Below are 21,873 nucleotides of genomic sequence, written 5' to 3' on the forward strand. Positions count from 1 at the left end.
AGAGCCCCCCGCTAGACGATATCAGGTGTGGCTGGGTATGTCCACGCCTCGCCGTCGTTGGCCTTGACAGCCGCAACGACGCAGACGATCAGGTCGACGATCGGAACAAGGAACAAAAATACGAGCCCGATGAGGACGAACGTGAGCACGAACGAGAGCAGCATGTAGATCGAGAACATGATCTGCCAGTTCAATGCGTTTCTGGCGTTCTCCTCGACGAACTCATCTTCGGTCGCGACGAGCACGATCAGCGGGCCGATAACCCACGTCAGCAGTCCCAAAACATGTGTGAGCGCCGCAAACGTCGTTTCCTTCTCGCGTGTCGTTGTATGGGCTGTCGGTTCGTGCGATCGGTCGTATTCACCGACATCGCTTCCCCAGCCGCTGGGCTCAGCGACTGCTTCGCCACATTCGCTACAGAAATTGGAATCAGGTGCGAGTGTTGCACCACAGTGCCGGCAGTACTCGTTTCCCATGAGAGACTGAGGTCGCCGACGGCCAATAATATCTGTGTTACACCGCACGGCGTAAAAATCGCTGTCAGTAGCTCTCGAGCCACCGTCACCGATCAGTCAGTCAGCCCATAGCCGATCTTGAACAGGTAGACGTCGAGCGCGATGACGAACCCGGTGAGTGCGGTGAGCACCCCGAGTGAGGCATACGGTGCGAGTTCGGCGTAGGCCGCCGGCGCAACCTCGAGCAGATCCGAGTAGCCAAGCAAGCCGTACCGAACGCTGTCGACCATGTAGACCATCGGATTCAGGAGAGAAACGTACTGCCAGATGGGGTCCAGCATGGTCAGCGAGTAGAAGACGGCCCCAAAGAAGACCAGCGGCCGGAGAATGAACTGGTTCATCACGGTGAGGTCGTCGAAGTCCCGCGCAACGAGCCCGCCGATAATCCCCAGTCCCGCAAACAGCGCGGCGATGACGACCATCGTGGCGACGAGGAACAGGCCGTGTTCGATCGAAATCGGGACGAACAGCCGGCCGATGACGGCGATAATCGCGCCGACGATCAGGCCACGAACCGCGCTGGCGCCGACGTAGGCGACGACCATCTCGGCATACGACAGCGGCGAGGTGAGCGTCTCGTGGATGTACTCGTTCCACCGCCCGTGGAAGATCGAGAACGAGGCGTTCTCGAAAGCGTTCGAGATGGTTCCAAGGACGATGAGCCCCGGGATGAGAAAGAGGATGTAGCCGATCCCCGCCACCGGTTCGTCGATCCGCCCGCCGAGAATCATCCCGAAGACGGCGAAGTAGAGCACGTTCGTGATCGCCGGCGGCATGAACGTGTTCTTGGGACGCCGAATGAACCGGAGCAGTTCACGCCGGAACAGCGCGCGAAAGCCGACCGACAGCATCAGGCGACCCCCTCCTGTTCTCGCTCGACGTCGTGGTCGCGCTCACCATCGTCAGCTGTAGCCGACGAGCGAGTCACCGTTCGGTCCTCGCTTCGTGTCAGATCGACGAAAATCTCCTCGAGCGAGGTCCGAGAGATCTCGAGGTCGGTGATCTCGTACCCCATCGCCTCGAGGTCGTTGAGCAGGCGGGGTGCGATCGAGCCGCCGTCATCGACGCGTACCTCGAGGTGATCCCCGGAGACGCTCGTTTCGTGTGCGTAGGCCTTGAGGTCGGGTGCGACAGCCGGTGCGGACTCGAGTTGCACCGAGATCGTATCCGTGCCTCGAGTTTTCAGTTCGTCCGGCGTCGCGACGGTCACCTTTCGACCCTCGTTCATGATCGCGACCCGATCACAGAGGCGTTCGGCCTCCTCGATGTAGTGGGTCGTCAGCAAAATCGTCGTTCCCTCCTCGTTGAGTTCGGTGACGAGCTCCCAGAGGTCGTGGCGCAGCTGGACGTCGACGCCCGCCGTCGGTTCGTCGAGAATGAGGAGATCAGGGTCGGTGACGAGGGCGCGGGCGAGTAGCAGGCGGCGTTTCATCCCGCCGGAGAGCCAGTCGAAGCGTTCGTTTCGCTTATCATAGATGCCGACGCGTTTGAGCACCTCGTCGGCACGCTCGGCGGCTTCGTCCTCAGGAATACCGTGATAGCCGGCCTTGTGCTCGAGAACCTCACGGATCGGGAAGAACCGATCGACGTTGAACTCCTGTGGGGCCACGCCGATCGCGTCCCGGGCCTGCTGGTAGTCGTCCTCGACGTCGTGGCCGAACACACGCGCTTCGCCGCCGGTCTTGCGGACCAGTCCGACCAGCGTGTTGATGAACGTCGTCTTGCCTGCGCCGTTCGGGCCGAGCAAGCCGAAGAACTCCCCTTCCTCGACGGTCAGTGAGAGTTCCTGCAGAGCGCGCAAATCGCCGTACTCCTTGACGAGATCGACGGTCTCTATGGCCGGTGGCATCGACGAAGCGTCAGCCCCGACTGCGGTTAAGAATGTTGGTCTCGGTGCTCGAGACGGCCGTTACGGCCTATTTTGCCGGTTTGGTGCTCGATCAGTCTGCAGTCTGTGGTTGGCCAACCGGGCTGACTGACCCACTTTTCTGGACGATGTCGAAGGCCGTCATCACGTCCGACCGCGAGATCAAGCCGACGAGTTCGTCGCCTTCGTGCGGTGTCTCGCCGTCCGGCCGGTCAGCAGAGTGCTGCGCATCGTTCTCGACGACGAGCAAGCGACCGATACCGTGTTTTTGCATTTGCTCGATTGCGGTCATGGCATCCGAATCAGCCGAAATCGTCTGCAGATCAGTCGTCATGACGTCCTCGACCGTGTAGGCATCACGCTCGACTGGATCGATCCCACGAGCATCTGAGAGGGTGACGAGGCCAACGAGTCGCTCGCCTTCGAGCGCGTCGTATTCGACAACCGGATAGCCCGTGTGGCGTTCGGTGAACATCCGCTGGATAAGCGTCGAAATCGGGGTGTCGGGCTCGACGGTGTGGAGATCGCCGGTCGACGTCATGATATCTCCGACGGTGACGTCCTGGAAGGCGGCTTTCATCGTCACCTGCTGGGCCTCACTCGAGGCCGCGATGTAGACGAAGAAGGCGACACCGATGAGAATAATGTTGAACGCGAGCAGCCCGAACAGGCCCATGAAGACAGCAAACAGTTTGCCGATGCCTGCAGCCTGCTGTGTTGCTTTTGCGTATGGCCGCCCACGAGCGAGGAGTGCCCGGAGGATTCGTCCGCCGTCCATCGGGAACGCCGGAATCATGTTGAAAATCGCGAGTGCGACGTTCAATACAGCGAGATAGCCAAGTACGAACCGTGTTCCGCTGAACGCTTCGGGAGTGATCAAAAAGAGGAGATACGATGCGATACCGACCAGCACGGAGACGATTGGGCCCGCGATGGCGATGTTGAACTCCTGTTTCCAATCTTCGGGCATCTCCGAGAGGGCAGCGATGCCACCGAACAGCCAGAGCGTAATCGAATCGATCGGAAACCCATACCGCTGGGCAGTCAGCGAGTGGCCGAGTTCGTGTAAGACGACGCCAACGAACAGTCCGATCGCCGCAGCTAAACCAACGACGTACGGCAGCCACCACTCGGCTGTGAGTGCGTCGGCGTCGATCCCAGCGTTCATGCTCGTGTTGAGAATATCGACGACAGGCCCGATCTGTGCACCGATGAGATAGGCAAACAACGGCAACACCAACAAGAACGTGAGATCCAATTTAATCGGAATCCCGAACAGGGAACCGATCCGGAAACTCTTCATCATATCGTATTATAACCACGGGAGGGCCTTAAATACGCCGCTGGTGTGTGTTTCGGCGGTCACTCTCTCGAGCGCTTTTCCTCGAGTCCAATCGCTACGTGACTCGCATCCAGATCCCAGATGCATGCCGGACTCGAGTTCGTCTCTCGATGTCTCCGTCACCCCGGACCGACGACCGAACCAACTGAACCGAGGCACACACCCATCGCACTGGCCACGGTTCTCACTCACTTCGTTCGTTCCGAACCGCGCACGTTCCGAACCGTGCTCCCGTCGTGCGATGGGTGTACAGTGACGGGCAGCAGACCGTACAAAGCGCAGTGTGCACCGAACTGCACGCTCGTCTGATCGGCCATATTAATACACATTAAACAGAATGTGCGACTCGAGAAAAGTAACAATCGAGTGTCCGGTACGCCGTGCTGTATGACGTGTTCTGTGAGCTATACCCCAGTCGAAGCGGTCTGAAACGCAACGGGCAAAACTATCACTCAGGCGAGAGTATTCGGCTGAGTGGCCAGTAAAACGAATACAACTGCATGATACGCGATACACGGGTGCGCTGCTTGGATCATGTGAGTGCGAATCAATACATATAATCACATTATTACTCGTTAGCCAATATGCACCCACTGTACCATAGACTTATACAGGAGTTCGTTGTCGGTGGAAGTACAATGATGGAACAGACCCATTCCGACGCCGAAATCAGTCACCTTCCGACCGAAATCAAGTCCCCACAGGGCAAACTCGTCTACCTCACCCTGGATGCGACCGATGGGACGACGGTCGACGAACTCGGGCAGATCCTGGCAATGAAGAAGATCACGATCCTGAGCGTCCTCAACTCCCTTTCGACCGAGGGACTGATCGAGAAACAGGACACCGAGTACGTTCTGCGCAACTGAGTTGTGAGCTTCGATCGCTGTTCTGTCGCCCTTTCATCGAGTCGTCGCTGCCGCAACATCGCGTAACTGTGTGTTGGTTTGCCGTTTGTCGCTACACCAGTCTCTCGAGAGACGCCGTCAGCAGCTCAGTTCTCACACACCCACACGGGAGAGTAATATGTGTATGCTACCGTATCACCCCACCGTCGTGTTTCGGTGGCCGTTGGCCGGTCTCCTCAACGCGTGCTTCGAAGCCTTTATCCGCACGGTAGGCCTGCGTTTTCGTAAGTAACCACAACCATGTCCGATAAACCCGCCTCAATGTATCGGGAAATCAGTAAGCCGGCTTACACGCGCCGCGAATACATTACTGGGATCCCAGGTTCGAAGATCGCACAGCACAAGATGGGCGACCTCAGCGCCGATGCAGACGACTACCCCATCCAGATCAGCCTCGTCACCGAAGAAGAGGTGCAGATCCGACACGGTTCGCTCGAGGCCTCGCGTCTCTCGGCCAACCGTCACATGCTGAAAAACGCCGGAGAGGGCAACTACAAGATGATTCTCCGGAAGTTCCCACACCACGTCATCCGTGAGAACAAGCAGGCAACGGGTGCAGGTGCAGACCGTGTTTCCGACGGGATGCGACAGTCCTTCGGGAAGATCGTCGGCACCGCCGCACGAATGGGCGCTGGCGAGCGCATCTTCACGATCTGGTGTGACGTCGATGACGCCGAGTTCGCCAAGGACGCGCTCCGTCGCTCCTACAACAAGATCTCGCCGCCGTGCCGTATCGTCGTCGAGAAAGGCGAAGAGCAGCTGATCGCGTAAACCGACGCGTTGCTCCGTTGCTCGAGAGGCAAACAGGCTCTCGTCGCGAGCACACGCCGCTTTTCAACCGTCGCTCCGATAGTCGACCGTTCACAGCGGTCGCTGATACTGCCCGACAGAACGATTCACGCACCGATCGCACGCGAACGGTCGTCGCCGACGACGACCGATGAGCCGCGATTGGGCGGTTACTGACTGTTGTCTGGCAGTGTGAGTCGTCTGTAGCGGACACGCTGTGCACGTGCCGCTCTCAGTCGGGTCGAGTTCGTGACTGCGAGCGCGGTCTCGAGCACCTTTTTATCAGTCTACACCCGACATCGAGTATGCTCACTCTCGCGGTTGCGAACAACACGGAGACGTTCCAGCGGATGCGCGAGCCGTTGGCCGAACGCGATATTCAGGCGCAGTACGTTCCAGTCAGCGAGCGCGTGGTGTCGCTGGGGTCGGACACACCGTGGGAGCCAGCGGAGTACGACGTTGGATACGTCTATCCCGGGCGGCTGATGGAGGGTGGGGTCGCTGACGCCCTTCTCGAGGTGCCGTGGCTCAACGGTCGCGACGCCGTCCTGACCTCGCGAAACAAGGCCGAAGTGCTTGCTCGCCTCGGACGGGCAGACCTGCCTGTTCCGGACTCGGTTTACGTCTCGAACGAGGTCTCGAAGGCCGAGTTAGCCGATGTCTTCGAGCGATTCGAGCCGCCGGTCGTCGTCAAACCGAACTCGACGACCCGCGGCGTCGGCGTCGCAAAGGCTCACGATCTCGATTCGTTTCTGGGGATCTGTGATTACCTCTCACTGGTCCACGACTATCGGGCGACTGGTGACCGCTCGTTTCTCGTCCAGGAGTATCTGCCCGATTCGACCGACTACCGGGTGATGGTGCTCGAGGGCGAGTACGTCGGTGCCGTTGAGCGTCGCCTTCCCGACGACGCGGTCGCGTCCGGGCAGTGGAAACACAACGTCCACCGCGGGGCGGAGGCGACCGGCGTCGACCTCCCCAAGCAGTGGCGCGACCTCGCCGAATCAGTCGCCGCCGAACTCGAGATTCCGTTTCTCGGCGTGGACCTCCTCGAGACTGACGATCGAATCGTCGTCAACGAGACGAACGCCCGGCCGACGATCGACGAGGAAACAAAATACGAGCCGGATTTTTACGATCGGTTGGCGGCGGCGATACGCACGCGGTGTCGGTGAGGAAACTTAGCTCGTGTTTCGGGTGCCGCCGTCGACGAGCAGTGACTCGGCCGTGATGTGGCCGGCGAGATCGCTCGCGAGGAAGAGTGCTGCGTTGGCGACGTCCTCGGGTTGTGCGAGTTTCTGGAGTGGAATCAGCTGTTTGAGTGCCTCCTCCTGCTCGGTGCCGACGATCGGGAAGTCCTCAGTCGTCAGCGCCGTCTCGACCTCGCCGGGGTGGATGGCGTTGACTCGGATTCCGTGCGGGCCGAGATCGTCGGCCAACGAGTAGGTGAGGTTTCGAACGCCAGCTTTTGCCGTACAGTACGGCGCGATTTCACCGTATCCCTGCAGCCCGGCGAGACTCGAGATGTTCACGATTGCCCCACCTTCGCCCTGCTCGATCAGTTTCTCGGCGGCGAGTTTCGAGCCGACGAAGACGCTATCGAGGTTGATCGCCATCAGGTCGCGGTAGTCCTCGACGGAAATCTCGGTGATCGATCCCATCGGCCCGAACACACCCGCGTTGTTCACCATGATGCTGAGGCCGCCGAACTCGTCTGCGGCGTCGATCGCTGCCTCGAGCGCGTTGCGATCGGTGACGTCACACTCGACGTACGTCGCTTCGGCGTCGGTCTCGTTGGCGATCCGTTCGTGTGTCGAAACACCGCCCTGGCGTGGCTCCTCGCGGAGGTCTGCGACGACGACGTCTGCGCCTGCGTCAGCAAACGTCAGTGCGATTGCACGACCGATCCCACTTGCGGCACCCGTAATAACTGCCGTCTCGCCGTCGAGTACAGAGTTCATGATTGTGTATCAAATACCTTGAATATCAATCTTGCGTTGATATAGACGAATCATATCTAAAAGTACATTATTCGCCGTCATTTCCTCATGCGTTTTCCCATTATTATATTTGATATCCTGGCGTAGATATATTTATATAGGTTTGTTAGCAGTCGATATGACTCTCGTTCAAGAGAACGTCTATCGGCGAACGGACGCTGGAACTGTCGGTTGGGACGACGAGCTCGATGCCGTCTTGCTTCGATGGCACGGGTTCGCGACCAGCGAGAGTTTTCGGGCTCATATGGAGCTCTGTATCGAGTTGCTTGAGGCCACCGGCGCCAACAAAATGTACGCCGATGCACGCAATCAGGGAGCGATCAGCGATGAGGACAAACTGTGGTCAATTACCGAGTGGGCGACGCAGGCGGACGAAGCCGGACTCGAGGCCCTCGTCATCGTCTATCCCGAGTCAGTCATCGCGAAGATGTCCGTCGACAGCGTCATGGAGCAGGTCGATGACGACATCGAGCGGCTGATTACTGATGACGTCACAGAAGGTCGGACCTGGCTGGCCGACCGTCCGGCGACCGCGACAGATGTCGTGGTGTCGGAACTCGAGGAGCCGAGCCTCGATGTCGAACCAGCTTCCGACACGGACGAGAAAACGGAGACGATAGAGCGAGCGGACGACGACGTGCCGGCGGAGTCAGATTCGACTCTCGAGTCACCTGCCGAGGCGGATGCGGACGAGGCGACGACGTCACACTCGGAGCCCGAGCCGGAAACGGATACCGCGACGGCGGACGGCAGTTCGACAGCATCGACGACGTCCCCGGGAACGTCACCGGATCCGCTGACTGTGGCAGGGATCGGGGGGATCGTCGGCCTGATTGGTGTGTCGGTGATGATGTTTGTCAGCGGACAGGTGCCAGCACTCGTTCCGAACGCGTTAGCAAACGCGGCGTTGTTACTGGGCAGTGTCGTTCTGGGTGGAATGGCGCTTGGCTGGCTGGCTGCAAAGATTCTGTCGTAAGCTACCGGACAGGGAGAGAGCCGCTCGCGTCGATTCGACGGTGCTGTTTTCGAGTCGCGCACTAAAACTGTCTTTCGACCGCGACGCAACGACGTTACTCGAGGCTAATGCCCGATGACTGCTCTGCGAGGTCGAAGACGACCTCGAGAACGCCGTTGTTGTAGGTCGCGGACGCGGTGTGTTCGTTGACACGCTGGGGGAGCGAAACGCGTTCGTCGTACTGACGGTGGTCGCTCGAGGCAGAGATGGTCAACGTTTTGCCGTCACATTCGAGTTCGATATTGTCTTTCTCGACACCTGGTAGGTCAGCGATGACGCGGACCTCCTCGTCGGTCTCGTGGATATTGACGTGGGTATCCATTCCAAAGCCGTTGTCAACGTCTCTCGAGGAGTCGAACTCGACGTTGGCATCGGCACCGTTCATCATTTCGTTCATCATTCGCTCAATCTCGCGAAACAGGTCGTCGAAGGGTTCGTCGCGGTCGTCTCGGCGCATGCGAATGCGTAGTGGGCCACATGGCAAAAACTTTCTGTCGTCACTAATTGTTCGGGGTGGCCAAAATTGACGCACCGAAACTGTCGAGCAGTGGCCGTTTAAAGGCCGATGCCGAGCGTCTCGTTCGTCGTCGCGATGCTTTCTCCGGCGTCAGCTTCACCGAGCACTGCCCGGATCGCGTCGATGTTCTCCGGCACGACGTCGCTTTCCTGGTGGATGCCCTGGAACAGGTAGAGGTCCGATCCGACGGTCGAGATGGACTCCTCCCAGATGCAGTTCTCCCAGATGTCTGCGCGGGGGCGACCGGCGTCCATCGCGTACTCTTTGAGCTTCCCGCTGCCGTCGATGTCCATGCGCTCAGGGATCAAAAACAGGCGTGACTCGTCGGCGAACAGTTCACGAACCTCGGCGGCGTCGACTTCCTCCTCGAGCGTGACGTTCAGGCTGTGCATGTGCATCAGCGTCGCAGGCACCTTCATCCCGAGCGTGTCGATATCGAGATCGTCGAAGATGGTCTCGACGTCAGGGCCGTGGTGGGAGGGGATCGTGACCGGATTCGGCAGGATGTCGTTGATCGGACCACGGTTGGTCTGGCCGGGGTCGCCGCCGCGGCGAACGAGCGTTGCACGCACCTTTTCGACGCCGTACTCCTCTCGCAGTGGGGCGATAACTCGGGAGAGGCCGGTCGTGTTACAGGAGACGACGCGGACGTGGTCTGCGCCGGTGGCGTCCTCGTAGTTCGAGCGGGCGTTGAAGCTGGTGTCGACGAGAGCAGCGTCTTCGCCGCCCTGATAGAGTGCTGGCGTGTCGTACTCCTCGTACAGTTCTTTGTTCTCCGCGCCGATTCCGGACGGCGTCGCGTCGACGACGATGTCGGCTGCGTCGATGAGATCCTCGACGGGACCAGCGATCTCGAGGCCGGCCTCGGCGAACTGGTCGGCACGCTCCTCGATGGCTGCATAAAGCGGGAACCCTTTGTCGATAGCTGTCTCGGCTTCGAAGTTCGGCCGCGTCTTGGCGACGCCGAGGACTTCCATATCCGGCTGCTGCCGGACGGCGTCTGCGACGCGTTTGCCGATCGTACCGTAGCCGTTGATCGCGACCTGAATCATGTGTTCGGGAGTCCACTACCGAGGGGGATAACCGTTTCGAGGCTTTACGATCGATTGTAACTCGCAGGTGAGTTTTACCCGCATTCTCGTAACTTTGCTGCACTCGCTTCAGCCGTGCTCTCGGCTGTCCCCTCGAGGCGAGCCGTGTTGGAGTTTATACGATAGCGGGCGCGAAGCTATCGGCATGGTCGAGGTCGACTGGGAAACGGATCGACGCGAGGGAGTGACGGTTGTGACGGCGATCATCACGAATACGCAGACGACTCCACAGCAAGTCCGTCTCGAGAGCCAACTCGACGGGCCGACGTGGCCGCCACGACGAGACGGGATGGTCGTCCCCGAGTGGCGTGGCGACGTCTGGGAGGGCGCTGTCGAACCAGGACGACGCCGTGGGGTTGGGTTCGCAAGCCCAGCCACGCCGACGGAGCCGCCACTCGAGGTTCTCGAGAGCTCCCGGATCGCCACAGAGCGGACCACGGCGCCCGAAGCGGTGCTCGCCGAACTCGACAGGTGGGCACCGACAGCTGACGTACTCACGCAGAACCCATGATCGTCGCTGTCGCTGGTGGTAAAGGCGGCGTCGGAAAGTCAACTGTCTCGCTGAATCTCGGCCGAGAGCTCGACGCCGTCGTCGTCGACGCCGATCTTTCGACTGCGGATCTCCCCCGTGGACATGGAGCCGACCTGCATGACGTTCTCGCGGGGCGGTCCGCCCCACTCGACGCCGTGGAGTCGTTCGGTCAGGTTCGAATACTGCCGTGCGGTCGGACGCTCGCTGGTGCCCGCGCGTCGGCACTGACGGAACTCCCCCGCGTAGTCGATCGCCTCGAGCGGGAGTTTGGTCGCGTCGTTATCGACTGTCCGGCGGGGCTGGCACGCGACGTGGGCCGCCAACTCGAGAGCGCCCACGCCGCAGTACTGGTCACCACGCCGACCGAATCGGCACTCGTCGATGCGCTACGGACTCGAGCGGTCGCGCTCGAGCTCGAGACGCCGATCGCCGCGGTCGTCCTCAATCGGGCGACAGCAGACGAAGCCGATGGACACGAGCAGCTTGCGGCTCGCGTGGAACGGAAACTCGGCGCACCAACGACAACGGTCGCGGAGCGGCCGGCCGTCGACAACGCGATGGAAGAGGGGCGTCCAGTCAGAGATGTGTCCCCTGACTGTGATGTGAGCGACGCGTTCGAGTCGGTTGCCCGTTCGGTCGAACGCTGCGAGGGGAATCGCTCCGTCCACATCGGCGTTCGCTGAGCCCTACGTCGTCTCGTGCAGTCGTTCCGCCGATGACGTGCGTTCACGCTCCGTTCTGGTCGGTCTCGATGGCCGCTGTCCCCGCGCCGTCGAAACTGAGCTCGATCGTCTCCGTGACCGACCGCTCGGGACGGAACTTCGGGATCGACAGGGAGTGTTCGACGCCCGCTCCGATCCCCGGGTTGCTCGTCTGTACATCGAAGACAGCGTCGGTCGCGTGGATCGTCGCCGTTCGGTTATCGGGTCGGTTGGATCCGTTCAGACCGTGTAACAGGGCAATGCCTTCGGTCTCGACCATCCAGTCTTTGAGATCGTTCAGGAACGAGACGTACGCGTGGCGGTCGTATCGCTCGAGGACGTCGATCGGGTCGATGATGAGCGTCGCCTCCGCCGGCAGTCTGCTGATGTTCTCCATCGTCTCCTCGAGGCGGTGCTCGCCGCTGACGTGGCGGACCGTCGGCGTACCGGTTTCGGTCGACGTGGTTTCGATCGCTCGCTGAACGTTCGCTGCCGAGCGCTCGGTCGTGAGATACAGCGTCCCGCGGGGTGCAGTCGCTCCATAGAGCAAGTGTTCTGACTGACTCGCTGGCTCGGCGATCAGTGCGACGACGGATCCGGGTGCGAGCCCGCCGCCCAGCCGCCGATCGAGAGCATCGATCCCCGTCGGTAACAGGTCGTCATCGTACGTTGGTGGTGTCTGCGCCGTTGCGTTTCGTGTTCGTAACGTCTCGACGAGTTCATCGTAGGCAGCCGTCGTCTCGTCGTCTATCAACGGTGACTCTGCCTCGGGTATCACGCCCAGCACCGGCACGTCGATCCATGAGTCGACTTCTGGCGGGACCGTCTCACATCTGTTCAGTACCGTTCCCAGCACCCGAACACCGAGGCGACGAGCCATCTCAACTGTCGTCTCAGCAGCAGTGAGACTTCGATCACTGTCCGTCGTGACGACAATTACTCCACTGGCTGCAGCGAGTGGCTCGACAACGTCCGGCCCCGCACCGGACGGACAGTCGACAATGGTCTGTATCGTACTCGCCTCGAGCCGCCCGAGCACGGACTCGAGTTCGACGTTCGCCGACGGCTCCGGAGCAGGAATAATGCCGGCAGTCGACGTTCGCGGACTTCCCTGTGCGACCGATCGGATACCGGTCTCGGAGGCAAGCGCTGCAAGCGTTGGCGTGCGGTCGACGCCGCCAGTGACGTGCAGATTCGGCAGCTGTCGATCGGCATCGACCGCGAGCGCGGCGATCCCAGCTCGGGCGAATGCCTCTGTGAGTCCGAGCGTCGTTACCGTCTTTCCACAGCCACCTTTCGCACCGGCAATAGCGATCATATCGGGATTGGTGCGGCTTCCTTTTTGAACCTGGACACCGCTGTGACGATCAGTCCGGCGTCCCGTTCGAGAGACGGACATCCTCGAGACCCAATCAGAGTATCATCTCGATGATTGCGACAGAAACGCCGTACAGGACCATCGAGGAGACGAGCGCACGCCCGATATGATAGCCGACGAGGGCACGATCCAGACCGTACCGGAGGGCGATCGAGAGTGGAATCAGGATAAAACACAGTGTGACGAGATAGATGCCAACGACGATGGCGAGCGATTCGGCGGGAAAGGCGGCAGCATCGACGTCTGCCGTCCCAACCAGCTCTTCACTCGACATCATGGCAGCCATCGCGACCGTCGCACCTGCTACCAGCGGTCCGAAGTACGCTGCCGTGTTGTCGAGCGTCCCAGTCACCTGTTCCAGACTCCGTTTCGTCTTGGCTTCGACGTCGTCGAGTTCCTCCAAGTGGTCAGCCATCGAGACGATCGCCCGACCCGCTGGTTTCCCCTCGTCGGCAGCGATCGCGAGCAACGCGGCCGTCCCGCGGACACGCGAACTCGGGACGGCTCTGAGCGCACCGTACTCGCCGAGAAACGCTGCGTCGACGCTCACGTGAAGTCGACGCTGGACACCAGCAGCGTGCTCGAAAACCTCACCCGTTTCGGCAGGCACCCGCTGGGCCGCGAGCTCGATTGCCGACTCGACGGATTCGCCTTCAGCAACCTGTCGACCGACAATATAGAGTGCGTCGGTGAGGTGGGCTTCGACGTCTCGAACGTAGTTTCGCACCTCGAGGATCGGTCTGAAGATCGCAAGCAAGCCAGCGCCCAGACCGAGGCCGAGACCGATAACCGACGCCAGATGGGCAGGGCCGACTGTCGCCGTAATCGCGTACCCACAGACGCCCGCGAACACTCCCCACAGTCCGCGAAGCCAGAGTCGGTCCGGCACATCGGGATGGTCGTAACTGACGTTCGGTGGCGGGAACGCAACCGGACGGCGGACAAGTAACCAGAGGCTCGCGGCGACGAGACACGCGGGAAGCACGACGTTGTACAGCAGAACGACGATCCAAATGTTGACCGAGAAGCCGACCATCGGCACAGCGGGGACGAGCGCGATTAGCGCCAGTGGGATCATGATTCCGAAAGCGAACAGTCCGGTCGTCGGCGCTCGAATGGCGGCGGTGAACTCCGCCATCTGGGTTCTGGTGCCGTTGAGCACGGCCGACAGCGCTCGATCGAGCGTTCGCGCCCGTTCGCCCTCCGGCGCGTCCTGTGCAGTCGCGAGCAGGTGTGAAGAGCGTCGCAACGCGGGGAACCACTCGGCCCACTCCTCGGCGAACGACAGCAGTCCCGTGTTCGCGGTCCCCATCGACCGATCGATGTGGCCGTTGAGGCTGGCCGAGAGTGGTCCGCTGCCAGTCTCGGCAGCGAATCGAACTGCGCTCTCGAGCGCTGGCTGGACCTGCATCCGTAACACTGCACGGCCGATGAGATTCGGCGTGTCCCCGAGGGCTTCGGTCCGTCGGAACGCCGCCTGTAGATGTGGCAGCGAGTGGACGGCGTAAATCGCCGCAGTGGGCGTCACGAGCACGAAAAACAGGACGAAGGAAGGCGGTGCCGAGGTCAAAAACAGCGAGAGCGAGAGCAGTGCGCCGACGATGCCGGCCCCATAGCTCGCACGAACAACCGTCGTCTCATCGTGTGGCGAGTCGATAAACGAGAGTGACTCGGCGAGCGCGTCGCTCCCGCTGACGTCGTACGGATAGAGCGCGGCCAGCTTTCGAATCACTGTCGTCGACAGCGCCATCGGTCGATCACTCACACCCCCGATCGGCGTACACCGCGGCGACTTCACGCGGACTCGTCCGGCCGTCGGCAGCAAGCCTCGAGAGCAATTCCGTCCGCGTCGTAATCGCCTGTCGGACCGACGCATACGCCTCGGTCGGTCGAGTAAGCCGATCGACAAACACGCTCTCACCGCGGTCGATCCGCCCCGTGGGGGCAGCCTGGTCGCCATCCAGTTCGTACAGCGATTCGAACCAGACGTCATCGCCGCTGGTGATGACTTCCTCGATCCTGGCAACCCGCCGTCTGCGGCCGCTCGGCGTTCGAGAGGCCTCGACAGTCACGACGAGGTCCGTTGCACCAAACGACGAGGGTTCGACGTCGAGATCCGAGACAACACGCTCATAGACATCATCCGCGCCGTCGCCGTGGATCGTCCCGAGTACGGCGTTCGCGTTCGCACCGACCCGCATCGCCTCGTAGAGGACACGGGCTTCTTCACCCCGAATTTCGCCGACAACGAGGGCTCCATCTCCGAGTCGAAGCGCTGTCTTGAGCGCTTCGTCCGCCGAAATCTCCGGCCCGTCGCCGGTCCCGGTTCGGAGCGCCTGAACGTCTCGGTCGACTGACTGGAGCTGGGCGACCGGGAGCTCTGGCGTATCCTCGATCAGAACCGTTCGGGTACCCGGCGTCAGTTCGTACAGCAAGGTGCCAAGCAGCGTTGTCTTCCCCGACCCTCGAGTCCCGGCGATCAGCGCGGCCGCGTTGCGCTCGATAGCTACCGAGAGAAACGCCGCGACCTCGGCTGGCATGGTTCCGTTCGCGACGAGAGCAGGGAGCGTAAACCGGTCGTCAGCCACCTCTCGGAACGCAAACGCGACCCCATCCGAGACCGGCTCGGTGACGCCGGCGACGCGGACACCGGTCCCGTTCTCGAGCGTGGCCATCGCATCAACGGTTGGGTTTGCCCGCGAGAACGATCGCCCACTGGTTCGACGGACTCGAGACGCGAGCGCGCGTGCGCCAGCCGCCGTCAGGTAGACGTTTGTCGTCATCGACTCCCCGTCGACGACGAGCCGGATCGGGTTCTGTGTGACTGGTGCAGTCACGTACACGTCCGTCACTCGCTCGTCCGCAAACAGGTCCTCGAGGATCCCGTACCCGCTCGTGTGCTTCGAAAGCACCGTCGTCAACAACGGCTCCGCTGGCGCGTCGGTTGCGCGTTCGATCGCACGCGAGGCCGCCCGGTCGCCCTCGACGTCGCCCTCCGCGATGGCTTCATACCCCTCGATGAGGTGTTTCCGTTCCGTGCTCGAAAGCGTGCTGTCAACCACGTCGAGGACGTACAGCGGCACCCCATCCGGCCGCGTGTAGATCCGCGCCTCGCTGCCTGTCTCGAGTGCCCGGACATCCTCGAGGCGCGCGCGATCGGCGAGTTGCTGATCCAGAAAGTAGTGGCCGATCGTGAGCCCAACAGTCGACGTCAACGCCGATTCGTAGCTGTCGATCCCGTCTGCAGCGGCCGTCAATCCTGACTCGACGGCGATATCCGCGACTGGTCCGATCTGTGTCGCTAGCTCGGCAGCGACTTCGAGTGGGTTTCGTGCGGCGGCGTCAGCCAGTCGCTCGTCCCGGTCGCCCAGTAGTTCGACGAACCGGCCAGCAGCACTGAGCAACTCGACAGCCTGAGCATCGTATCGCCGTTCGACCCCGTTCGATCGAGTGCGGATACCGTCTACCTCGCGGTCGGCAAGCGCGTCGACGACAGCGTGTCGACACGCGGTAGACGTTGCGAGGTCGCCGTCACAGTCGCTTGCATCGACCACTACCAGTTCGTCTTCGATGGAAACACTGCACGGACAGTTCCCATCCGGCTCACCGTCATCGAGCATCCAGCCGAGCCCAAGGTCGTCGAGGACCGATCCGAGGGCGCTTGTGATCCCAACCTGTGGCATGTCGATACTGGCTGCGTGTTCCGGTTTAAACTCAGACATGGCGAGCGACGAGTCTTGGTTCTCCAGTTTCGTCTTCCAAAAGAACGAGTGCGAGGCGCTGCTCACCGGCACCGCCCAGTTCGGTCGTGTCGGTCTCCGACGGATCGTCCCAGACGATCTGCTCGCTGATGATCGTTTCTCGAGTCGTCCCATCCTCGAGCACGTACCGGGCGTGGGTGTACTGTCCGCTCTCGTGGGGAACCAGTTCGACGTGGTCGACTCCTGCGGTCGTCAGCGTACTTCGCGGCAGCGAGAGGTCGACGATGCGCTGGGGGTTCGGGTGCCCATCGGGTGTGACTTCCTCGGTTTCGATCAGCGAGGTCGCTTTCGCATCGATCGCAGCGAGGCTCGCATCGACCTGCCGCTCAGTGTTCATCGTTGCACCGCTGTCGATAGCTGGCATCGAGAGCGCGATGAGTGCGATCAGCAACATCACTGCGAGGACGTATCGGATCACAGGAACTTGGCGCGAAGTGAGGCGATCAGTGTGTTCGAGTCGTCGCCATCGGTCGCGGTCCCACGCGAAGCGTCGTCATCGCTCGGGCTAGGTGTATCGCCTGAACTGAGCGTGTTGCCCGCCTCGTCATCCGTACTGGATGACTGATGACCGACCGTCTGCTGGACGGGCAACCCGCCGGCTGACTGACCGCCAGCGTCTCCGTCTGCTGTGCGCTCATCTGGCGGCTCGAGCAGTGTTTCGGCAGTCGACTCCACGTCAGCGGGCGCTCCAAACGGGGTGTCACCGGCTCCGGTCTCCGCTGTGAAAGCTGTCGGATCGGTGTTGCTCTCGCTGGTCGCTGCCGTGGCGGGCGGTTCGTCGATCCGGTCGTCGATACTAGCGCCACTGGGGCGAGGAGACTCCGTTCCCACCGTCTCGCCGGTGGCAACATCGTCGTTGCGGCTCCGGTGGGTTGGGAGCGCCCGCTCGAGTTCGTCGATCCGGTACTCGAGACGGTCGACAGCAGCGACGGCCGCAGCCGCCTGCCGTTCGACGTCTTCGTCGACCGACTCGACGTTTCCAACGAAGCCGCTGACCGCATCGACCGTCGCCTCTAGCGCGGCGAGTCGCTGCTCGTAGTCCTCGACTCTGGTCTCGAGTCGGTCGATGTCTGCCGTGAGCGTGGCGAGATCAGCGAGTCCATCGAGTTCGACATCGCCGTCGACGACCACACGCTCGACAGCAGCGAGTCGCTGGTCGAGTCGCTCGAGATCGGTCATATCGCAGTTGGCCGATGCATTGTATTTAAACATCAGCCTCGATCGAGCGCTTTCGATTATAGGGATCGGCGGCCTCGAGCGAGATTATTCTCCGCTGGAGACCTCACTTGCCCGTGGGCTGTCACCGCCGTGTGGCGTGTCACGCGATCTGATCTGTGCGGCATGAACCGTTTCCGTGGCGTCGTCGACGACGACGACCTCACCGGGCGCCTCTGGAAGACGATCAGCATCCGACAGCGAGACGTTCATGTACGTCGGCTGGGCCGCCTGCAGCGCGTCAAGGTCGGCCTGTGACGTTAGCCGATGCGAAATCAGGACGTCCGACTGGGAGATGCCGACCGGGGGAACGGCGCTCGGACGCTGTGTCGCCGAAACGAGACTGACGCCAGGTGCGCGGCCACGCGTCAGGATCGTCCGAAGCGCCGGTTCGGCGATCCCGTCGAAGAATGTGTGGGCCTCGTCGAGCAACAGCCACGGGAGTCGGTCGATCGTCTCGGTGACGCGTGCCCGATACAGCGCTTCTGCGACCCCTCGACAGACGGCGTTCATCGGTGCCGACTCGAGTCCCGACACGTCGATAATCGTCACCTCGGCACCACCGAGGTCGGCGGCGTCGATGCCGTCGGCGTCGAAGACGCCCCACGCGGTGGCAAGTTGAAGATGATTGAGCGCCGCTCGCGTGTCCGCAGCCGGAGCATCGGCGGACCCGATGTGTGTCTGCATCGTCTCGAGTGTCGACGCTGCCTGTGCAGCCTGCCAGACGAGGCTTCCCGCACCGCTTTCCGGCGAGAGTCCGAGCAGTGTACACCACGAGCGGGGATCGAGCGAACTCGGCGTTACGGTCGGCTCGTCGATCACCCTCGCAGGGACGCCGTCACCGGCAGTCGACTCCGCAAGGGTGTCGAAGACACCCATCGGATCGACGATCACCGGGGCCACACCGTGGGCTCGAGCGAGTCCCTCTGCGAGGACACCCAGCGTATACGACTTCCCGTAGCCACGCTTTCCGACGATCAACATCGCGTGTGGCCCGTCGAAGTCGAGATGGAGGGCTGCGCCTTCGCTCCCATCTCGAGCCCGGTACGTGCCCAGCGCGCCTACGGGGCCAGCCTCGAGATCGTCACCGCGTCCGATTACGAAACTCACGACCGTGGTTCGTCCGCTCTTCAGTTTTGAACCCTGGGTCGAACGTTTAAATCGGAAGACGAATCCAAGCAGGGGTATGCTCTCGAACACCTTGCGGTCGAACCGTTCTACCAGATCGAAGCGAGCGAACACTCGATCACGCTCGTCGTTCGCTCGAGACGATCGTGCGATCGAAGGGTTACCGATCCGGCTCGTGATCGCGTTAGTCGTTGGTGTTGCAGCGCTTGCGCTCATGTTGAACATGCTCGGTGGAATCGGCGATGTTGGAGATACAGAGGTCACTGTAGAGATCCACGACAACGACCAGATCATCGATCCGACTGGGACGGAGCAGGTCACGGTTTCCGTTATCGACGAAAACGGCAACGAAGTACAGGATGCAACCGTGATCGCAACAGCTGGATCTGCACAGCTCGAGGGTGTCGTCGAAGCGGATACGATCGGAGACAGTAACGAGGCAGTGCTGAACTTCAGTAACACCCAAGGCCTTCGTGCTGACCAGGATATCGGAACGCTGGAGATAGACGTGATCCCGCCGTCGGACAGCAACTACATCGATGAACAGCCAAACCCCGAGATTCGGGTTGCTGAAACCAGTTAGCCCGTCTGAACCCAATGAGCCTACTGTTCGTCACCCCAATCGACGTTCTCACTGGTGTGTCGACCGGGTTGCTGTTCGGAACCGCTGTCTCGGCAGTCATCGGTGTCACCAGTTTCGTGGGGACCGTTTTCGCCGACAGAACGCTGCCGCCAATCGCTGGCGGGACAGCCACGGCGATGGTCACTGCTAGTCTCTTGTCCGCAGCTGGCGTCTTCGACACCAGCACCATCCAGCCGGGGCTGTCTCTCGGCGTCGGGCTCGCGGTCGTTCTCGGGCTCTATACAACACGTTGGGGACAGCAGCTTGCCGCCGACTCGCCGCGTCTCATCACCGGCTCGGTCGACCGAACACAGCCGCTCGCAGCGGACGCGATCGATGCCGTCGACGCGATGGGGCAGGTGACGATTCGCTCGAGCGGTGGCGTCCGCGAGTCCGAGGGCTATCCACCACTCGGTCCGGCGCTCCGGACTGCACTCGAGGACGGTGCCTGGCGGCTCCCGGCAGATCTTCCGCGCTCGGAACTCGAGAGACGCCTCGAAGATCGACTCAGGGAGAAATACGATCTCGAGGCGGTCGCCGTTGCCGTCGACGGCCGTGGTCGAGCGACGATCACCGCGGCACCGCCGGTCAACGGTATCGCGAAGGCGGTTCCCGAGGGGTGGCGCGCCGTCTCGGTTCGGGCACTGCTTCCGATGGGACTGACACCGGGCGACAGCGTCCGCACGATCACCGACACGGGGACGGTCTCCGGGACGGTGCTCAGCGCCACAGTCGACACGGATGTCACAGATGGCGGCGTGCACCTATCGGCGGCTGCCAGCGAGCCTCGAGATTGCAACCGGTCCACAGCTGGCGAGGCCACCCACTCGATCAATGGCGTCTCAGCCGATTCCGTGACGACCGGGGGCCCAGGTCGTGTAACCGTCGCCGTCTCGACAACCGATGCGGAGACGCTGCTGGACGCCGAGCATGCTCGAGTCGCCGTCACGCCACGGGAGACGACACACGAGTTCGAGGCAGTATCACTGCTCGAGCGGAACGAGACGACGATCCGGAGAGCAACGCTGACCGAGGCAGTGCTCGATGCTGTGACCGCCGAAGACACCGATCTCGAGGTGTTCGCAGTCCGAGACTCCGAGGCGAGCAACGGCGACCCGGTCGACAAACATGCATGGCAGTTCGAGCCCGAGCCAGCTGCGCTCACGGTCGGGACAGAAGCGTTCGTCCTCGGCACGGATACAACGGTGTTCGGGACCAGACGGGACAAACGAGAGCCAGCGGCTCTCGAGGTGGGTCACTGAGATGTCGCTCACGATCGCAGCGGTCGGAACGGAAACACTACTGCAAACCGGTGTGGAACTCGGTGGTTCGACGAGGATCGAATGGACACGGACGGCGTTACTGAGAATCCTCAGCTACGGGTTGCTTGCAGGCATCGGTGCCCTCGTACTTGCTTTCGGATACCGGGCGCTGACCGTTCGCCAGCTGCCAACTGGGCCAGCGGTTCTCCTCGGCCTTGCACTGCCGACGGGCTGGCTCACGAGCGAAGCAGTTCGCCATGGAACCGTCCTCGCCGACTCGCCGCTGATCCACTACACAACCGGGTCGTATATCCTTGGCGTCCTATTTGCTGGCACCATTGTCGCTGCCGGTGGCCACCGACTCGGTGACCACCTCGCGTGTGGGACCTACGGGATCACAAGGGTCGACGCCAGCGGCCCAGTTGCGGATCTCGTCCGAGCGGCAGGGCGCTCTGCCGTCGTGACGTTGCCAGAGTCGATCGACGACGCAGAAGGGTATCCAGCGGTCGACGAGGCTGTCAAACGCGACCTCGAAGGCCGTCTGTTCCGGCTTCCGGGTCAGTTGTCGGTTCCAGAACTCGAGTCGAGGGTGGAAAGGCGACTCGAGACCGACTTCGATATCGGATACGTCGATGCAGTGGTTGCCGACGGCGGGAACGTTGGCGCGCTCTCGGTCGGCGGTCGACGGGCTGGCATCAGTCCCACGCTGGGTCCTGCTCAGGTCGCCGTTGCGATCTCAGGCGATCCCTCACCGCGGGCGAGTACCGGGGATCCGGTCGAAATCTGGACCGACAGCGATGCGTCGAGTCGGCTCGTGGCAACGGGGACGTTACGCGCGTGTGCCGGCTCGGTGACGACGATTGCAGTCGACGCTGACGACGCGGACGCGTTCGAGCCCGGCGAGCAGTACCGGCTTACGACCCGGCCGGAGGCGGGAAGCGATGCTCACGCACTGATCTCGGCGATCCAGAACGGAGACGAGACGGTGACGGCAACTCGGATCGAGGCTGATAGCCCGCTCGAGAACGAGTTCGTTGGCTGGATCCCCGGAACAGTCCTCGTGATCGAACGAGACGGCGACGTACTATCGCTGCCGGCGGACAACGAGCCGATCGAAGCTGGCGATACGCTCTACGTGTTCGGAACGCCGGAAACGCTCACAGCAGGTCTCGAGTCGCCGTCAGGCGTCGAGATATCGGATTCGCCGGAGACGAAGGAGTGAGCGTTGGT

The 21,873-nt window shown here is 61.8% G+C and carries 22 protein-coding genes; 9 read left to right on the forward strand and 13 right to left on the reverse strand.

Annotation, left to right across the window (positions count from 1 at the left end; genetic code table 11):
- Positions 1-11 precede the first annotated feature (11 nt).
- The 4 genes from ACERJA_RS18645 to ACERJA_RS18660 form a co-directional block, all read right to left on the reverse strand.
- The gene (locus tag ACERJA_RS18645) at positions 12-476 is read right to left on the reverse strand and encodes a zinc ribbon domain-containing protein (RefSeq protein WP_006065154.1); all 465 of its coding nucleotides are present in this window, start codon (positions 474-476) and stop codon (positions 12-14) included.
- A 92-nt stretch (positions 477-568) separates the two neighbouring features.
- Positions 569-1,366 carry an ABC transporter permease gene (locus tag ACERJA_RS18650; RefSeq protein WP_373609716.1) on the reverse strand — a complete coding sequence of 266 codons (798 nt, stop codon included), beginning with the start codon at positions 1,364-1,366 and terminating at the stop codon, positions 569-571.
- The gene (locus ACERJA_RS18655) at positions 1,366-2,364 is read right to left on the reverse strand and encodes an ATP-binding cassette domain-containing protein (protein ID WP_373609717.1); all 999 of its coding nucleotides are present in this window, start codon (positions 2,362-2,364) and stop codon (positions 1,366-1,368) included. The genes ACERJA_RS18650 and ACERJA_RS18655 overlap by 1 nt, the downstream gene beginning before the upstream one ends.
- A gap of 91 nt (positions 2,365-2,455) precedes the next feature.
- Entirely contained in the window at positions 2,456-3,688 is a 1,233-nt protein-coding gene (locus ACERJA_RS18660) for a site-2 protease family protein (protein WP_373609718.1), read from the reverse strand.
- A 674-nt stretch (positions 3,689-4,362) separates the two neighbouring features.
- Between ACERJA_RS18660 and ACERJA_RS18665 the strand changes: the two genes are divergently transcribed.
- The 3 genes from ACERJA_RS18665 to ACERJA_RS18675 all read left to right on the forward strand — a co-directional run bounded on the left by ACERJA_RS18665 (position 4,363) and on the right by ACERJA_RS18675 (position 6,596).
- On the forward strand, positions 4,363-4,593 hold the full coding sequence (locus ACERJA_RS18665) for a MarR family transcriptional regulator (RefSeq protein ID WP_373609719.1): 231 nt from the start codon (positions 4,363-4,365) through the stop codon (positions 4,591-4,593).
- Between the two features lie 279 nt (positions 4,594-4,872).
- A complete protein-coding gene (locus ACERJA_RS18670) occupies positions 4,873-5,403 on the forward strand; it encodes a 50S ribosomal protein L16 (protein WP_006065160.1) in 531 nt (176 codons plus the stop codon).
- 323 nt (positions 5,404-5,726) lie between these two features.
- On the forward strand, positions 5,727-6,596 hold the full coding sequence (locus tag ACERJA_RS18675; protein WP_373609720.1) for a RimK family alpha-L-glutamate ligase: 870 nt from the start codon (positions 5,727-5,729) through the stop codon (positions 6,594-6,596).
- Between the two features lie 6 nt (positions 6,597-6,602).
- Here ACERJA_RS18675 and ACERJA_RS18680 read toward each other — a convergent pair whose 3' ends face one another.
- Positions 6,603-7,382 (reverse strand): SDR family oxidoreductase, encoded by a 780-nt coding sequence (locus ACERJA_RS18680; protein ID WP_373609721.1) that lies wholly within the window; start codon positions 7,380-7,382, stop codon positions 6,603-6,605.
- 157 nt (positions 7,383-7,539) lie between these two features.
- On the opposite strand from ACERJA_RS18680, the gene ACERJA_RS18685 reads away from it, so the two are divergent.
- Positions 7,540-8,397, forward strand: coding sequence for a hypothetical protein (locus ACERJA_RS18685; RefSeq protein WP_373609722.1), 858 nt, complete (start codon positions 7,540-7,542; stop codon positions 8,395-8,397).
- Positions 8,398-8,491: 94 nt separating this feature from the next.
- Here the strand turns inward: ACERJA_RS18685 and ACERJA_RS18690 are convergent, their stop codons facing one another.
- Together ACERJA_RS18690 and ACERJA_RS18695 are read right to left on the reverse strand one after the other, a co-directional pair.
- The gene (locus ACERJA_RS18690; RefSeq protein WP_006065164.1) at positions 8,492-8,893 is read right to left on the reverse strand and encodes an Hsp20/alpha crystallin family protein; all 402 of its coding nucleotides are present in this window, start codon (positions 8,891-8,893) and stop codon (positions 8,492-8,494) included.
- 98 nt (positions 8,894-8,991) lie between these two features.
- A complete protein-coding gene (locus ACERJA_RS18695; RefSeq protein WP_373609723.1) occupies positions 8,992-10,005 on the reverse strand; it encodes a type II glyceraldehyde-3-phosphate dehydrogenase in 1,014 nt (337 codons plus the stop codon).
- A gap of 184 nt (positions 10,006-10,189) precedes the next feature.
- Here ACERJA_RS18695 and ACERJA_RS18700 point away from each other — a divergent pair, with 184 nt between their 5' ends.
- Both ACERJA_RS18700 and ACERJA_RS18705 read left to right on the forward strand, forming a co-directional pair.
- A complete protein-coding gene (locus tag ACERJA_RS18700; protein ID WP_373609724.1) occupies positions 10,190-10,555 on the forward strand; it encodes a hypothetical protein in 366 nt (121 codons plus the stop codon).
- On the forward strand, positions 10,552-11,259 hold the full coding sequence (locus ACERJA_RS18705) for a MinD/ParA family protein (protein ID WP_373609725.1): 708 nt from the start codon (positions 10,552-10,554) through the stop codon (positions 11,257-11,259). The genes ACERJA_RS18700 and ACERJA_RS18705 overlap by 4 nt, the downstream gene beginning before the upstream one ends.
- 43 nt (positions 11,260-11,302) lie before the next feature.
- On the opposite strand, the gene ACERJA_RS18710 is transcribed toward ACERJA_RS18705, so the two are convergent.
- The 6 genes from ACERJA_RS18710 to ACERJA_RS18735 all read right to left on the reverse strand — a co-directional run bounded on the left by ACERJA_RS18710 (position 11,303) and on the right by ACERJA_RS18735 (position 18,741).
- On the reverse strand, positions 11,303-12,595 hold the full coding sequence (locus ACERJA_RS18710) for a P-loop NTPase (RefSeq protein ID WP_373609726.1): 1,293 nt from the start codon (positions 12,593-12,595) through the stop codon (positions 11,303-11,305).
- Positions 12,596-12,689: 94 nt separating this feature from the next.
- Positions 12,690-14,405, reverse strand: a complete 1,716-nt coding sequence (locus ACERJA_RS18715; protein ID WP_373609743.1) for a secretion system protein — start codon at positions 14,403-14,405, stop codon at positions 12,690-12,692.
- A gap of 7 nt (positions 14,406-14,412) precedes the next feature.
- Positions 14,413-16,338 (reverse strand): ATPase, T2SS/T4P/T4SS family, encoded by a 1,926-nt coding sequence (locus tag ACERJA_RS18720; RefSeq protein WP_373609744.1) that lies wholly within the window; start codon positions 16,336-16,338, stop codon positions 14,413-14,415.
- A 31-nt stretch (positions 16,339-16,369) separates the two neighbouring features.
- Positions 16,370-16,834 carry a hypothetical protein gene (locus ACERJA_RS18725; RefSeq protein ID WP_373609727.1) on the reverse strand — a complete coding sequence of 155 codons (465 nt, stop codon included), beginning with the start codon at positions 16,832-16,834 and terminating at the stop codon, positions 16,370-16,372.
- Entirely contained in the window at positions 16,831-17,595 is a 765-nt protein-coding gene (locus tag ACERJA_RS18730) for a hypothetical protein (protein ID WP_373609728.1), read from the reverse strand. Before ACERJA_RS18730 ends, ACERJA_RS18725 begins: the two co-directional genes overlap by 4 nt.
- An 84-nt stretch (positions 17,596-17,679) precedes the next feature.
- Complete coding sequence (locus ACERJA_RS18735; RefSeq protein ID WP_373609729.1) at positions 17,680-18,741, reverse strand: ATP-binding protein; 1,062 nt, start codon at positions 18,739-18,741, stop codon at positions 17,680-17,682.
- A 76-nt stretch (positions 18,742-18,817) separates the two neighbouring features.
- Between ACERJA_RS18735 and ACERJA_RS18740 the strand changes: the two genes are divergently transcribed.
- Genes ACERJA_RS18740 through ACERJA_RS18750 form a run of 3 tightly spaced genes read left to right on the forward strand, consistent with a single transcriptional unit; the run spans position 18,818 to position 21,865 of the window.
- Positions 18,818-19,342, forward strand: coding sequence for a hypothetical protein (locus tag ACERJA_RS18740; RefSeq protein WP_373609730.1), 525 nt, complete (start codon positions 18,818-18,820; stop codon positions 19,340-19,342).
- 14 nt (positions 19,343-19,356) lie between these two features.
- Positions 19,357-20,643 (forward strand): hypothetical protein, encoded by a 1,287-nt coding sequence (locus ACERJA_RS18745; protein ID WP_373609731.1) that lies wholly within the window; start codon positions 19,357-19,359, stop codon positions 20,641-20,643.
- A 1-nt stretch (position 20,644) separates the two neighbouring features.
- Complete coding sequence (locus tag ACERJA_RS18750) at positions 20,645-21,865, forward strand: hypothetical protein (protein WP_373609732.1); 1,221 nt, start codon at positions 20,645-20,647, stop codon at positions 21,863-21,865.
- Positions 21,866-21,873: the final 8 nt, after the last annotated feature.

The sequence above is a fragment of the Natronorubrum sp. A-ect3 genome (assembly GCF_041821125.1).
Lineage (GTDB): Archaea > Halobacteriota > Halobacteria > Halobacteriales > Natrialbaceae > Natronorubrum > Natronorubrum bangense.

Coding starts and splice junctions, on each gene's coding strand:
- ACERJA_RS18645 (WP_006065154.1), bottom strand. CDS start 476: ATGGGAAACGAGTACTGCCGGCACTGTGGTGCAACACTCGCACCTGAT.
- ACERJA_RS18650 (WP_373609716.1), bottom strand. CDS start 1,366: ATGCTGTCGGTCGGCTTTCGCGCGCTGTTCCGGCGTGAACTGCTCCGG.
- ACERJA_RS18655 (WP_373609717.1), bottom strand. CDS start 2,364: ATGCCACCGGCCATAGAGACCGTCGATCTCGTCAAGGAGTACGGCGAT.
- ACERJA_RS18660 (WP_373609718.1), bottom strand. CDS start 3,688: ATGATGAAGAGTTTCCGGATCGGTTCCCTGTTCGGGATTCCGATTAAA.
- ACERJA_RS18665 (WP_373609719.1), top strand. CDS start 4,363: ATGATGGAACAGACCCATTCCGACGCCGAAATCAGTCACCTTCCGACC.
- ACERJA_RS18670 (WP_006065160.1), top strand. CDS start 4,873: ATGTCCGATAAACCCGCCTCAATGTATCGGGAAATCAGTAAGCCGGCT.
- ACERJA_RS18675 (WP_373609720.1), top strand. CDS start 5,727: ATGCTCACTCTCGCGGTTGCGAACAACACGGAGACGTTCCAGCGGATG.
- ACERJA_RS18680 (WP_373609721.1), bottom strand. CDS start 7,382: ATGAACTCTGTACTCGACGGCGAGACGGCAGTTATTACGGGTGCCGCA.
- ACERJA_RS18685 (WP_373609722.1), top strand. CDS start 7,540: ATGACTCTCGTTCAAGAGAACGTCTATCGGCGAACGGACGCTGGAACT.
- ACERJA_RS18690 (WP_006065164.1), bottom strand. CDS start 8,893: ATGCGCCGAGACGACCGCGACGAACCCTTCGACGACCTGTTTCGCGAG.
- ACERJA_RS18695 (WP_373609723.1), bottom strand. CDS start 10,005: ATGATTCAGGTCGCGATCAACGGCTACGGTACGATCGGCAAACGCGTC.
- ACERJA_RS18700 (WP_373609724.1), top strand. CDS start 10,190: ATGGTCGAGGTCGACTGGGAAACGGATCGACGCGAGGGAGTGACGGTT.
- ACERJA_RS18705 (WP_373609725.1), top strand. CDS start 10,552: ATGATCGTCGCTGTCGCTGGTGGTAAAGGCGGCGTCGGAAAGTCAACT.
- ACERJA_RS18710 (WP_373609726.1), bottom strand. CDS start 12,595: ATGATCGCTATTGCCGGTGCGAAAGGTGGCTGTGGAAAGACGGTAACG.
- ACERJA_RS18715 (WP_373609743.1), bottom strand. CDS start 14,405: ATGGCGCTGTCGACGACAGTGATTCGAAAGCTGGCCGCGCTCTATCCG.
- ACERJA_RS18720 (WP_373609744.1), bottom strand. CDS start 16,338: ATGCCACAGGTTGGGATCACAAGCGCCCTCGGATCGGTCCTCGACGAC.
- ACERJA_RS18730 (WP_373609728.1), bottom strand. CDS start 17,595: ATGACCGATCTCGAGCGACTCGACCAGCGACTCGCTGCTGTCGAGCGT.
- ACERJA_RS18740 (WP_373609730.1), top strand. CDS start 18,818: ATGCTCTCGAACACCTTGCGGTCGAACCGTTCTACCAGATCGAAGCGA.
- ACERJA_RS18745 (WP_373609731.1), top strand. CDS start 19,357: ATGAGCCTACTGTTCGTCACCCCAATCGACGTTCTCACTGGTGTGTCG.
- ACERJA_RS18750 (WP_373609732.1), top strand. CDS start 20,645: ATGTCGCTCACGATCGCAGCGGTCGGAACGGAAACACTACTGCAAACC.